This window comes from Sorangium sp. So ce296 (assembly GCF_051529605.1).
Taxonomy (GTDB): domain Bacteria; phylum Myxococcota_A; class Polyangia; order Polyangiales; family Polyangiaceae; genus Sorangium; species Sorangium cellulosum_D.
Genome location: NZ_CP150325.1, coordinates 2,516,395 through 2,529,038 on the forward strand (window position 1 = coordinate 2,516,395; position 12,644 = coordinate 2,529,038).

The 12,644-nt window shown below is 72.6% G+C and carries 9 protein-coding genes; 4 read left to right on the forward strand and 5 right to left on the reverse strand.

Annotation, left to right across the window (positions count from 1 at the left end; all coding sequences use genetic code 11):
• Window positions 1-2 precede the first annotated feature (2 nt).
• A complete protein-coding gene (locus WME98_RS09650; RefSeq protein ID WP_437951023.1) occupies window positions 3-1,142 on the reverse strand; it encodes a glycosyltransferase in 1,140 nt (379 codons plus the stop codon).
• A gap of 239 nt (window positions 1,143-1,381) precedes the next feature.
• A complete protein-coding gene (locus WME98_RS09655) occupies window positions 1,382-3,295 on the reverse strand; it encodes a glycoside hydrolase family 2 protein (RefSeq protein WP_437951025.1) in 1,914 nt (637 codons plus the stop codon).
• A 469-nt stretch (window positions 3,296-3,764) separates the two neighbouring features.
• Between WME98_RS09655 and clsB the strand changes: the two genes are divergently transcribed.
• The 3 genes from clsB to WME98_RS09670 all read left to right on the forward strand — a co-directional run bounded on the left by clsB (window position 3,765) and on the right by WME98_RS09670 (window position 7,055).
• Window positions 3,765-4,913: a cardiolipin synthase ClsB gene (gene clsB / locus WME98_RS09660; protein ID WP_437951026.1), complete on the forward strand. Its 1,149-nt coding sequence runs from the start codon at window positions 3,765-3,767 to the stop codon at window positions 4,911-4,913.
• A 106-nt stretch (window positions 4,914-5,019) separates the two neighbouring features.
• Window positions 5,020-5,859 carry an AAA family ATPase gene (locus tag WME98_RS09665; protein WP_020739599.1) on the forward strand — a complete coding sequence of 280 codons (840 nt, stop codon included), beginning with the start codon at window positions 5,020-5,022 and terminating at the stop codon, window positions 5,857-5,859.
• A 2-nt stretch (window positions 5,860-5,861) separates the two neighbouring features.
• Window positions 5,862-7,055, forward strand: coding sequence for a vWA domain-containing protein (locus tag WME98_RS09670; protein WP_437333096.1), 1,194 nt, complete (start codon window positions 5,862-5,864; stop codon window positions 7,053-7,055).
• A 30-nt stretch (window positions 7,056-7,085) separates the two neighbouring features.
• Here WME98_RS09670 and WME98_RS09675 read toward each other — a convergent pair whose 3' ends face one another.
• The 3 genes from WME98_RS09675 to WME98_RS09685 all read right to left on the reverse strand — a co-directional run bounded on the left by WME98_RS09675 (window position 7,086) and on the right by WME98_RS09685 (window position 11,952).
• Window positions 7,086-7,880: a Uma2 family endonuclease gene (locus tag WME98_RS09675; RefSeq protein WP_437951028.1), complete on the reverse strand. Its 795-nt coding sequence runs from the start codon at window positions 7,878-7,880 to the stop codon at window positions 7,086-7,088.
• A 253-nt stretch (window positions 7,881-8,133) separates the two neighbouring features.
• Window positions 8,134-8,823 (reverse strand): sensor histidine kinase, encoded by a 690-nt coding sequence (locus WME98_RS09680; protein ID WP_020739602.1) that lies wholly within the window; start codon window positions 8,821-8,823, stop codon window positions 8,134-8,136.
• A gap of 108 nt (window positions 8,824-8,931) precedes the next feature.
• Window positions 8,932-11,952, reverse strand: a complete 3,021-nt coding sequence (locus WME98_RS09685) for a TIGR03960 family B12-binding radical SAM protein (RefSeq protein WP_437951029.1) — start codon at window positions 11,950-11,952, stop codon at window positions 8,932-8,934.
• A gap of 148 nt (window positions 11,953-12,100) precedes the next feature.
• On the opposite strand from WME98_RS09685, the gene WME98_RS09690 reads away from it, so the two are divergent.
• A complete protein-coding gene (locus tag WME98_RS09690) occupies window positions 12,101-12,442 on the forward strand; it encodes a hypothetical protein (protein WP_437951031.1) in 342 nt (113 codons plus the stop codon).
• The last annotated feature ends 202 nt before the right edge of the window (window positions 12,443-12,644 follow it).

Sequence of the window (12,644 nt, forward strand, 5' to 3'; positions counted from 1 at the left end):
GCTCACCTCGCCGCCGCGGCGAGGCCGCGGCGCTCCAGGGCGCCCTCGAGGAGCCGCTCCATCCTGGCCCAGGTGGCGTCCCACGAGCGCTGCCCGAGGACGTCGTCCACGCGCGCGAGCATCGCGCCGCGCTCCTCGGCGAGGGCCGCCTCCACGGCGGCGACGAAGTCGCTGGGCGCGTCGGCGATGCGCACCAGCCCGAGCTCGCCGTAGGGCTGCACCACGTCGCGGATCGACGTCGAGACGACGGGCCTGCCGCCGGCCAGGTACTCCGGCGTCTTCGTGGGGCTGATGAACCGCGTGGCCTCGTTCCGGGCGAAGGGCAGGAGCGCCACGTCCCAGCCCCCGAGATACGCGGGCAGGTCTTCATACCGCTTCTGCCCGAGGACATGGATGTTCGGCGCGCGGGGCAGCGTCGCCGGGTCGATCTTGACCACGGGCCCCACAAGCACGATCTGCCAGGCCGGCCGCAGCGCGGCCACGGCGGCGAGGAGCTCGAGGTCCATGCGCTCGTCGATGACGCCGAAGAAGCCCAGGCGCGGCCTCGGGATCGCGGCCTGGTCCTCGGGATCGGCGCGGGAAGCGGCCCGCGCGCGGGCGAAGTGCGCGACGTCGACGCTGCTCGGGAACGCGTGCACGCGCGGGTGCAGCGCGCGCTTCGCCTCGTAGAGGCTCGCGCCGCCGGCGAAGACCAGATCGGCGCGGCGCAGGAGCTCGGCCTCGCGCTCCTTGAGCGCCGGGGGCGCCCCGGCGAACGCCGAGAGCTCGTCCATGCAATCGTAGACGGTCGCCGCGGGCGCGAGGTGCCGAGAGAACGACAGCGCCACCGGCGTGTAATACCAGAGCACGCAGTCGCTGATCGCGTGGCGCCTCATCATGCCGTCGAGGAGCTCGCGTTGCATGGCAGAGGCCCGGGAGGGCTCGGCGCCGGAGGGCAGGTGCGGAGTCGCGACGCAGAGGCCCTGGTGCTGGGTCGCCGCCTCCTCGAGGCGCGGGGGCCCGCCGTCGAACAACGGCTCTTCGAAGAAGAAGACCCTGCGCCGCCGCGCGCAGCGCGTGAGCAGGTGCTGCGGCCTCTGAAACACGAAGCTGAAGCGCAGGTGCGAAAAGCAGATCACGTCCGGCTGCGGTCTCGCGCTCATCGATCCCTCCCGCTCGATCTCGCTGTGCACCTGGGTCGCATCCCGGGCTTCGGACAAGCGCTATTCAAGGAGCATGCCCGGAATCGCGCCGCGGCGCGGCGTCAGCGCTCCTCGCGCGAAGCCGCCGCGCGAGGGCGTGTCCATGTCGAGGAACAGGCTCGGAAACCCAATGCATCTGGACGAGACCGGAGTCGGCTGACGCGCGGCAGCGCTCCAGGCCGGCCGGCGCCCCGGCGCGGCTAACCGCCGTCCTCGACCAGGGGATCGACCACGCCCTCTCGCCGAGGTCCCTCGCGTCCTCGGAGCTCCAGGCAATCGGGCTGCAGGTGCCCGGCGACGCGGCCGCGCGTCGCGGCGGCGATCTCGTGGAGCGGGAACTTCGGGGTTCGATCCGCGTAGAGAAGCCCGTTCGCCTCCTGGTACGTGTCGGCGAACTGCGTATAACAGAAGCCGCTGAGCAGCTCGACCGAGCGCACGGCCGCGAGCAAGCTCTCGTAGGCCCGGGCGAACGACCTCGGCTCGTTGTAGAGCGAATAGCCCCAGATACCCGAGGTGCCCTGCCGGAGCGCGATCCCGCCGAACTCCGACAGGACGATCGGGAGGTCGCTCGCCCCGCGGTGGCCGTCGAGCACGAGGAGGCGCCCGCCGGGGCGCTCGCGCTGGAACAGCCGGGGCCGGACCTCCTCGGCGTGGTAGCGCCGCGCGATCCGCTCCGCGTCGGCGTCGTAGTCGTGGATCCCGATGATGTCGGTCGCGACGCTCTCCCAGCCGTCGTTGCCGACCACGGGGCGGGTCGAGTCGAGCGTCTTGGTGAGGTGGTAGAGCGCCTCGACCCAGTGGCGCTCCCGGGCGTTGTCCGGCAGGTTCGGCACGCCCCAGGACTCATTGAACGGCACCCACGCCATGACGCAGGGGTGGCTGTAATCGCGCTCGATCACGTCGGCCCACTCCCGCGTGAGGCGCTCGACCGACTGCGAGGTGAAGCGGTAGGCGCTCGGCATCTCCTCCCAGACCAGGAGGCCGAGCGTATCCGCCCAGTAGAGGTAGCGCGGGTCCTCGATCTTCTGGTGCTTGCGCACGCCGTTGAAGCCCATGGCGCGCGCGAGCTCCACGTCGCGCCGGAGCGCGTGGTCGTCCGGCGGCGTCATCCCGGTCCCGGGCCAGTAGCCCTGATCCAGCACCATCCGGAGCGGGAGCGGCCTCCCGTTGAGCACGACGCGATCGCCCTGGATCGCGATCGAGCGCAGCGCCGTGTAGCTCCGGACGCGGTCGAGCACCTCTCCGTCGTGGCCGAGGAGCTCGATCTCGGCCTGGATCAGGATGGGGCACTCGGGGCTCCACAGGAGGTGGTTCCGGAAGTCGTCGATGCCCGGATCGGAGAGCGCGATGCGCCGGTGCGCCTCGCCGGCGACGACGGCGTAGGTGTCGTCGGCGAGCAGCGCGTCGTCGCTGTGGAGCCGAACCCTGAGGCGCAGGTCGTCGCGCCGCTCGCCAGCGATCCTCACGTAGCAGTCGAGCTCCCATCGGGTGAGGCTCGACGCCCAGCGCACCGCCCCGATCGACGTCCTCGGCACGCGCTCCATCCAGACGGTCTGCCAGATGCCGGTCGTGCGCGGATACCAGATCGAGTGCGGCTCGCGCTGCCAGTCCTGCTTGCCGCGCGGCTTCGCCAGGTCGGCGGGGTCGTCCTCGGCGCGGACGACGATCTCCTTTGCCCCTGGCCCGCCGAGGACGTCGGTGATGTCGACGCTGAACGGCGTGTAACCGCCGACGTGGCGCGCGACCACGCACCCTTCTACCCAGACGGTGGCCTCGTAATCGACGGCGCCGAAGTGCAGGACCAGCCGCTCGCCGTCGCGGAGGTCGGGCGCCTCGAACGTCCGCCGGTAGAAGCAGGCGCAATAGAACCCCGTCTCCCCGACCCCGCTCTGCTCCGTCTCCGGCGAGAACGGGACGTCGATGACGCGATCCCAGACGACCTCGGCGGGCCTCCTCCACCTCGCCTGCGGATCGAGCGCGAACGCCCATGTCCCGTTCAGGGAGGTCCACCCGGCGCGCCGGAGCTGCGGCCTCGGATATCCGTGCTCGCGGCCGCCCGCGCTCGACAGCTCGTCCTCCGCGGCGTGTCGCCCCTTCGCTCGCCTCGGTGTCATCGCGTGACGTCCCCTCCCAGCGCGCGAGCCGCCGGACCGAACCGCGGAGTCTCAGCGCTCCTCGCCAGGCGCTGGATGATGCCCGTACGCCCGGCGCAAGTCCAACCGCTCCTCTCAAATAAGCCCGTTCCACCGCCCGGCCCATCGCCCCCATTCGACCGGACATCAAAGCAAACTCCACATTTCCCGTTCACGCCAACCTCCCTTCTCTCAACACGCTCACTCGGCCCGCTCGTCACCTCGCCAGCTCCACCCACCTGGAGTCCTGGCCAGGGATCCGGAGAGAGAGAGTTCAACGCAAAGGCGCAAAGGGCGCAAAGTCGCAAAAACAGCAAATATTCATGTATTTTTGCGTCTTTGCGCCCTTTGCGCCTTTGCGTTAAAATTCTCTTTGCTGGCGTGGCACATCCCTGGCCCGCCCGCGCTACCCTCCAGCCGCCTCACCCCGAGCAGCCCGGCCCATCGCTGCATGTCCTCACCCCCTCCCGCGTCCACCGCGCCCGCCTTCGCCGAGATGACCGTCGGCGCCCACCGGCTCGCGCTCCTCAAGGACGGCGCCCAGACCTACCCGGCCATGCTCGAGGCCATCGCCCGAGCCCAGCGCACGATCTGCCTCGAGACGTACATCCTGCGGGACGATCGCACCGGCCGGCGCTTCGCCGAGGCGCTCATGGAGCGGGCGGCGGCGGGCGTCGAGGTGAGCGTGCTCTTCGATGCCTGGGGCTCGTCCGTCTCGTCGTCGTTCCTCGACGGGCTCCGCCGCGCCGGCGTCCGTCCCCTCGCCTTCCGCCCCCTCGAGCTCTCCGCCCCCTTCGGGAAGGTGGCCCGCCGCGACCACCGCAAGGCGCTCATCGTCGACGGCACCGTCGCCTTCACCGGCGGCCTCAACATCTCCGACGACTACGCCGCCCCGGAGGACGGCGGCGCCGGCTGGCGCGACACCCACCTCCGCATCGAGGGCCCCGCCGCGGCCGAGCTCCAGTACTTCTTCCTGCGCACCTGGCAGCGCGCCGGCGGCGGCCCCATCGACGATCAGCGCTACGGCTACGCCGAGCGCAGGCCCGACCCCGCCGTCCAGATCATCAGCAACGACCTCCCCCGCCGCAGGCACCGCCACGGCATCCGCGAGGCCTACCGGCACGCCATCGAGCGCGCCCGACGCCGGATCTTCATCACCAACGCTTACTTCCTGCCGCCGCTCCGGGTCATCCACGCGCTCTCCGCCGCCGCGCGCCGCGGGGTCGACGTCAGGATCATGGTCGCCGGCACCACCGACGTGCCCGCGGTCCTGCTCGCGTCGCGCACCATCTACGGCCACCTCCTCGACGCCGGCGCCCGCATGCTCGAGTGGCGCGGCCGCGTCCTGCACGCCAAGACCGCGGTCATCGACGGCGTCTGGTCCACCGTCGGCTCCACGAACCTCGACAGCCAGTCGCTCCGCATGAACCTCGAGGCGAACGCCGTCATCTCGCACCGCGGGTTCGCCGGCGCCCTGGAGCGGATGTTCGTCGACGACCTCGCCCACTGCCGCGAGATCACCGTCGCGCACTGGGCCCGGCGCCCGCTCTGGGAGCGGGCGGCCTCGTGGACAGCCTACCTCGCGCGCGACTGGCTCTGACCCCGGCGCGCTCGAACGACGTCGCTCGACGTCGCTCGGCGTCGTTCGACGTTTCGCCCGAGCCCGCGCGCACCGCCGCGCTCGCCGGCGGGTGCTACCGTTCGGTATGTCCGACTTCCGCCGCTTCCGCGGCACCGAACGCTACCTCACCAACGAAGCGCTCGAGGCCGCCGTCAACTGCGCGCTGGTCCTGGAGCGGCCGCTCCTCGTCAAGGGAGAGCCCGGCACCGGCAAGACGCTGCTCGCCGAGGCCATCGCGCAGAGCCTGTCCGCCGAGCTCATCCCCTGGCACGTCAAGAGCACCACGCGGGCGCAGGACGGGCTCTACGTCTACGACACCGTGCAGCGGCTCTACGACGCGCGCTTCGGCGACGGCGACGTGCGCGACATCCGCCGCTACATCAAGCTCGGCCCCCTCGGGAGGGCGTTCAGCGCCGACAGGCGCGTCGTGCTCCTCATCGACGAGGTCGACAAGGCCGATCTCGAGTTCCCGAACGACCTCCTCCACGAGCTCGATCGGATGCGCTTCCGCGTCGCCGAGACCGGGGACGAGATCGTCGCCCGCGAGCGGCCCGTCGTGATCATCACCAGCAACAACGAGAAGGAGCTGCCGGACGCCTTCCTGCGCCGCTGCGTCTTCCACTTCATCGATTTCCCGGAGCCGGAGCTCATGCGGGACATCGTCCGCGTCCACCACCCCGAGCTCGATCGGACGCTGGCCGATCAGGCGATGCAGGTCTTCTACGAGATCCGGAAGAACACCCGGATCCGGAAGCGGCCCTCGACGAGCGAGCTCATCGACTGGATCGCCGTGCTGCGCAAGGCGGGCGTGGGCGAGGTGAAGCTCGACAAGACGCTGCCGTTCCTCGGCGCGCTGCTCAAGAAGGAGCAGGACCTCGCGGCCCTGGCCGATCAGCTGGCCGGCGGCAGGCGGTACCGGTCGTAGCGATGTTCGTCGAGTTCCTCTACGAGCTCCGGGCCCGCAAGGTCCCGGTCGGCGCCCAGGAGGCGATCGGCCTCGCGCGCGCGCTCGCCGCGGGCCTCCACGAGAGCTCGCTCGACGGCTTCTACCACGTCGCGCGGGCGCTCCTTGTCCACTCCGAGGCGCACCTCGACGACTTCGACCTCGCGTTCGCCCAGCACTTCCGCGGCGTGCACGTCGAGGCCAAGGCGATCGCGGAGGAGCTCCTCTCGTGGCTCCGGGATCCGGTGAAGATGCGCGCCCTCTCCGAGGAGGAGAAGGCGACGATCGAGGAGCTCGACCTCGAGGAGGTGCTCCGGCGCTTCGAGGAGCGCCTCCGCGAGCAGCGGGAGCGCCACGACGGGGGGAACCGGTGGATCGGGACCGGCGGCACGTCGCCGTTCGGCCGCGGCGGGTTCAACCCGAGCGGCATCCAGGTCGGCGGCTCCGCGGGCGGGCGGAGCGGCGCGATGCAGAACGCCGACGCGCGCCGCTACCGGCCTTACCGCAGCGACGTCACGCTCGACGTGCGCCAGATCGAGGTGGCGCTGCGCAAGCTGCGCGCCTTCGCGCGCGAGGGCGGCGAGCGCGAGCTCGACGTCGAGGCGACGATCGACGCGACGGCCAGGAACGCGGGCGAGATCGAGATCGTCACGCGGCCCCCGCGCCGGCCGAACACGCGCGTGATCCTGATGATGGACGTGGGCGGCTCGATGGATCCCAACGCCGCGCTCGTGTCGCAGCTGTTCAGCGCGGCGAAGCGCGCGACGCACTGGAAGGAGCTGCGGAGCTACTACTTCCACAACTGCGTCTACGAGAAGGTCTACAAGACCGAGGGGCTGCAGGAGCCCGTGCCGGTGCGCGAGCTCCTCCGCGAGTGCGGCAAGCAGCACAAGCTCGTGATGGTCGGGGACGCGTCGATGGCGCCGTACGAGCTGCTCGGCTCGTCGGGCTACGGCGGCACATCGCCCGACGCCGACGCGCGGCTGCCCGGCGTCGCCTGGCTGATGATGCTCCGCGAGCATTTCGACCGCGCCGTGTGGCTGAACCCCGACGGGATCGGCCCGTACCCCCACCCGACCGTCGACGCGATCAAGGGCATCTTCCCGATGTTCGCGCTCACGCTCGAGGGCCTGGGAGAGGCCGTCTCCGAGCTCGTCCGCGGCCGCGGCCGCGGTTGAGCCGGCGCGGCGCGCGGTCGACGGGGCGCGTCAGCGGGCCGCGCGCCTGAACACCTCCGCCGTGGTCGACGCGACGAGGGCGCGGTCGAGCCAGCCATCGAGCTCGCGCTCGCTCCTGCACGACGCGATCTTCGCCGCCGCCGACTTCGTGAGCCGCAGCCCTCGCCGATCGAGGACGCGCCGCAGCGCATCGCGCTTGCCCTCGAGGATCCCTTCCTCGCGCCCCTCTTCGCGTCCCTCTTCGCGCCCCTCTTCACGCCCCTCTTCGCGCCCCTCTTCGCGCCCCTCTTCACGCCCCGCTTCGCGCCCCTCTTCGCGCCCTGCGGCGAGCACGGCGTCGAGGTCCTCGTAGCCGCGCCGCTGGAGCAGGTTGGTCAGCGTGGCCTTCTCCGCCTCGCTGCGATCGTAGAGCGCCTCGACCGGGAACGAGTTCTTCAGGATGCCCGGCGCGCTCAGCGTCTGCCCGGGGAGCACGACTCGCACCTTCCGTCGGGGCTCATGCACCTCGACCCGCCGTGGGCCGTTGAGGCGCACCACCCACACGAGCTTCGTGCCGGCCGCGAGCAGGTCGTCGATCTTCTCCGTGAGCTCCGCCTCGTCCTGCCCCACGTCGGCGTACTCGATGGCGAGCTCCGGTACTCCCTTCACCCAGCCGGGCCGGTCGGGCACGTTCCCCACCGCCACGTCCGGCGCCCGGAGGGTGCCCGGCCCCAGGGCATAACCCGTGTCCACGCCAGCCTCCTTGACCGCCGGGTCCCACCCGACGACCGAGCTGCCCAGGTGGTTCGGCCCGGAGCCTCGCCCGCCCGTGGGGGCGCAGTACACAGGGTGGCCATTCGACAGCTCGTACGGTGCGCCCGAGCGGAGGTGCTCCGGCCGAAACGGGCCGCGTTCCGCCGGACGGCGCTTGGCCTGCATGGACATGAGAGGACGATAGCATGCGGGCGGCGCGACCCGGCGGGCGGCGCGACCCGGCGGGCGGCGCGACCCGGCGGGCGGCGCGACCCGGCGGGCGGCGCGACCCGGCGTCGGCGCTCCCGGCCATGGGTCCAGCGACGGGCCCGGCCGGCGCGCCCGGCTACTGGCTCGGCAGCCACATGCGGAACGCCGTGCCCGTGCACCGGCCCGTCGTCGCCGTGATCTCGCCGCCGTGCGCCTCGATGATGACCCGGCTCAGCGCGAGCCCGAGGCCGGTCCCCTTCACCTTGGCGGTCACGAGCGGCTCGAACAGGTGGTCGACCACGCAGGGGTGGACGCCAGGGCCGTTGTCCTCGACCTCGAGGTACGTGCGCTCGTCGCCTCGCCACGCGCGCGTGACGATCGAGCCGCCAGGGGCGTTGTCGAGCGCCTCGATGGCGTTGAGGTAGAGGTTCGAGAAGACGCGCTCGAGCAGGATGGGGTCGCACAGGAGCGTGAGGTCGGCCGGCGCGACGGCGACCTCGAAGCGGACCGCCGTGGGCAGCACCAGCGCGTGCCGGGCGCTCTCGATGAGCTTGCCGACGTGCGCCGGCTCGCGCCGCAGCGGCTCGCCGCGCGCCAGCCCGAGGACGCTGCCGATGACCTCGTGCGCCTTGCGGATCTCGCACGTCACCCGGTCGAGGTGGCGCAGCAGGCGGGGCCGATCGTCGAGGTCGCGCTGCGCCAGGTAGAGCGACGACTCCGCGACCGCGAGGGCGTTGCGCAGCTCATGGGCGACGCTCGCACCAACCGCTCCCGCCGCGGCGAGGCGCGCGGCGCAGCATTCGGTCTCGTGACCCTCTTTTGCCATAAAGCGGACCGCAGCGTAGCCGATCCGCGGGCGATCGCCCGCGCGCTCCGCGGGCGACGCGATGACATCACCCGGAGGATCTTTGCGGTGCGACCGTCCCGGGCTGGCTCACTCGGCGTCCGCGGCGAGCGCGAGGGACGGCGCCGGCTCCGGGGCCGACTTGACGCGGCGCGCCCGCTCGAGGTCGAAGAGCGAGAAGCGCTCGCCCGCGGCGGAGCCCGACGGCGCGGCGCGGCCGAACAGCTGAAGCCGCACGGCGCGGTGCGGCGGCGGCGCGATCGCGCCCGGCGCCCCCCCGGGCTCGCCCGCGATCACCGCCGCGACCTCGGAGGATTTCACCGCGCCCGAGCCGCGGATGTCGACCTCGACCTCCAGGGCGACGAGATCGCCGACGAGCCCCGCGCGCGCGAGCGCCGAGAGCACGTCGGGCCCGCCCACCTCGGCCCGCACGAGGTACTGGCGCACGTCGACCATCTTCGCGATCCGCTCGATCTCCCGGCGGATCGGGAGCGACGCGGCCGAGAGGGCGGCGCTGCAGCGGGCCGCGAGGACCGCCTCGGCGTCGGCGCCGATCGCCGAGCGCGCGAACGCGAGCGCGTAGCGCGCGCCGGCGATCAGCTTGCTCAGGGCGGGGTCTTCCGGGCCGAGCTTCACGGCGCCGCGGAACGCGAGCCCGCGGGGGCTCGCGGCCGACATCGAGGCGACGAGCGCCTCGAGCGCGGCCGGGTCGAGGTCGCGCTCGAGGCGGAGGTCGACGTACTCGTCGAGGCTGATGACGCCGAGCGAGAGCGCCGGCGAGAACGTCATGTCGGGCTTCGGGTGGAAGCCCGCGGTGTAGGTCATCGGCGCGCCGACGCGCCTGAGCACGCGCGGCAGCTCGCGCACGACGTCCAGGTGGCCGAGCAGCGCCATCGGGCCGGTCTTCTCGAAGCGGAAGCGGTAACGGAAGCCGCCGCGCCCCTTCGGCGCGGGCGCGCGCGGCTTCGCGCGCGGGGGCGCCGCGGCCTCGGCGCGGGACGGATCCTCGGCGCTTTCGCGCGGGAGCTCCGCCGCGCCGGCGGGCGGGGACTCCGCGCCGCCGAGGTGCGCCGGCTCGGCGGGCGAGCTGGCGGCGGCGGGCGACGGCGCGGCGTCCGCCGGGGGCGAGGCGGCCGCGCCGGTGAGCACCGGCAGCGAGCGCTTGTGGGCGCCGAGCCGGTCGAGGAAGGTCAGCCGCTCCTCGCGCATCTGCGTCATGTCGCAGGCGACGCCGCAGTCGTAGCAGACGAGCCGCCGCGTATCGGCCCTGGCGTCCTCGAGGTTCGTGTGATGCACGAACGTGCCGGCGACCTTGCCGCACGGCGGGCTGAGGCGGCTCTGGAGCGCCTTTCTGTACTCCTTCGCGAGGAAGCCCTCCTCGAGGCCGACGTCGATGTGATCCCAGGGCAGCCGCGCCGTCACCGGGAGGGTGCCGAGGTACCTCGACCGGTCGACGCCGAAGTGCGCGAACGCCTCCTCCCACACGGACAGCTTGAGCTGATCGTCCCACGAGTCGAAGCGGGCGCCGCTCCGCCACGCCCGCTCGAGGACGTCGGCGAGGGGGCGGTCGCCGCGGGCGAAGATCCCCTCGAGGACGCTGGCGTGGGCCTCGTGCGTCTTCAGCGTGACGGCGCGGTAGGGCCGCACCGTGTCCTTGAGCAGTTGCTGCTTGCGCCCGACCTCGGCGAGCGTGTCCATCGCCGCCCACTGGAACGGGGTGTGCGGCTTCGGCACGTGGGTCGAGACGCTGACGGTCACGTCGACCGGCTTGCCCTTGCCGGCCGCCCTCCGCCCGGCGCCGGCCGCGCGGGCGCCCGTCTCGACGATGCCGCGCACGTCCTCGTCGGTCTCGGTCGGGAGGCCGATCATGAAGTAGAGCTTCATCTTGCCCCAGCCGCGGCTGAACACGCGCTCGGCCGTCTCGAGGAGCTGCTCCTCCGTGACGTTCTTGTTCACGACGTCGCGCATCCTCTGGGTCCCCGCCTCGGGCGCGAAGGTGAGGCCCGTGGCGCGCACGCGCTTGAGCTCGTCGAGGAGGTCGGGCTCGAGCCCGTAGGCGCGCAGCGACGAGACGCCGAGCGAGATGCGCTCCTTCGTGAGGCGATCGGTGACCTTCTTGACGAGCGGCGAGATGCACGAGACGTCGGCCGTCGACAGCGCCGTGAGCGAGACCTCGTCCTGGCCGGACTTCTGCACCGCGCGCATCACGGTGTCGACGATCTGCTCGGGATCGCGCTCGCGGACCGGGCGGTAGATCATGCCGGCCTGGCAGAAGCGGCACCCCTCGGTGCAGCCGCGCGCGATCTCGATCGACATGCGGTCGAAGATGGCCTCGGGGCCGCCGGTGGGGCTCTCGTCGGGGAACGGGTACTGGTTCAGGTCGACGAGGGCGCGCTCGACGGGGAACGGGATGCCGTCGACGAGCGGGCGGTCGACGACGACAAGGCCGGTGTCGGGGTCGAGCCGGGTCGCGTAGAGCGAGGGCACGTACACCGCGCCGAGGCGCGCGATCGCGATGAGCCGCTCGCGCCGCGGCACGCCCTCTCGCTTGAGCCGGGTCCACGTGAGGGCGACCTCGGTCGCCTTCTCCTCGCCGTCGCCGATGACGAGGGCGTCGAGGAAGGGGGCGATCGGCTCCGGGTGGGTCGCCGTCGGGCCGCCCGCGATGACGATCGGGTCGTCCTCGCCGCGGTCCTCCGCGCGCAGGGGGACGCCGCCGAGGTGCAGCATCGTGAGGATGTTGGAGTAGGTGAGCTCGAACTGCAGGGAGAAGCCCACCACGTCGAAGTCCCGGAGCGGCCGCGCGGACTCGAGCGAGACGAGCGGCAGCCCGCGCTTCACGAGCTGCGCCTCCATGTCGACCCACGGCGCATAGCAGCGCTCGGCGAGCGTGCGCGGGTCGTCGTTCAGGAGCTTGTAGAGGATCTTGAAGCCGAGGTGGCTCATCCCGATGTCGTAGACGTCGGGGAAGGCGAGGCAGACGCGCGCCTCGACCGACGCCCAGTCCTTCACGACCGAGCCGACCTCGCCGCCCGCGTAGCGCGCGGGCTTCTCGACCTGATCGAGGAAGGAGGCGTACGGGTGGTCGGCGAGCAGGGGGAGGCTGTCCATGGCGCCCCGGCGCGTAGCATGGCCGGCGCGTGGCGGCACCCGCGGGGCCCGGGCTCCGGGCGCCCGCCCGCTGTCGCGGCCGGCAGCGGCGCCGGGGTCGCCGCGGGCCTGGAGCGGCGCGGCGGCCGGCTTGGGCTATGCTCACCCCGTGCGCGAGCGGGATGCCCACCACGTGGAGATCGATCGGCAGCGGCTCGTCGAGTACCGCGATCCCAGCGAGTTCGACCGGATCGCCTTCGCGATGCGCGCGCTGGACCGCCTCCGGCCGAAGCGGATGACCGTCGCCGTCTACCCGGCCATCGCCGCGCTCCGCGTCGAGCGCGGGAGCAACCTGCAGCGCGGCGAGGGGGGCTCGTGGGCGATCGTCGGCATCCCGCCGCACGCGAGCCGCGAGCACATCGCCTACGCCCTCGCCGAGCTCGCCGGCGTCGAGTCGGTGCCCTACGCGGTGCAGAGCCTCCTCGCGGCCGACAGGAACGCCGACGCCTAGGCGCGCCGACACGATCGCCGAGGCCTGAACGCGGCCCGCGTCTGCGCTCGCGCCGCGCGATCGTGACGCGCCCGTCACCCGATCCAGCGTGTGGGACTGCCCCGCACGGACACCGCCGCCCTGCGTCCTCGACGCGCGCCTCCGGCTGCGCCGCCGGAAGTTGCCGCTGTCCCGAGATCGCCGCGCCTCTCCCGCGCGGCGG

Excerpts from the sequence above, each read along its gene's own strand:
- WME98_RS09650 (WP_437951023.1), bottom strand. The coding sequence starts at position 1,142 with ATGAGCGCGAGACCGCAGCCGGACGTGATCTGCTTTTCGCACCTGCGC.
- WME98_RS09655 (WP_437951025.1), bottom strand. The coding sequence starts at position 3,295 with ATGACACCGAGGCGAGCGAAGGGGCGACACGCCGCGGAGGACGAGCTG.
- clsB (WP_437951026.1), top strand. The coding sequence starts at position 3,765 with ATGTCCTCACCCCCTCCCGCGTCCACCGCGCCCGCCTTCGCCGAGATG.
- WME98_RS09665 (WP_020739599.1), top strand. The coding sequence starts at position 5,020 with ATGTCCGACTTCCGCCGCTTCCGCGGCACCGAACGCTACCTCACCAAC.
- WME98_RS09670 (WP_437333096.1), top strand. The coding sequence starts at position 5,862 with ATGTTCGTCGAGTTCCTCTACGAGCTCCGGGCCCGCAAGGTCCCGGTC.
- WME98_RS09680 (WP_020739602.1), bottom strand. The coding sequence starts at position 8,823 with ATGGCAAAAGAGGGTCACGAGACCGAATGCTGCGCCGCGCGCCTCGCC.
- WME98_RS09685 (WP_437951029.1), bottom strand. The coding sequence starts at position 11,952 with ATGGACAGCCTCCCCCTGCTCGCCGACCACCCGTACGCCTCCTTCCTC.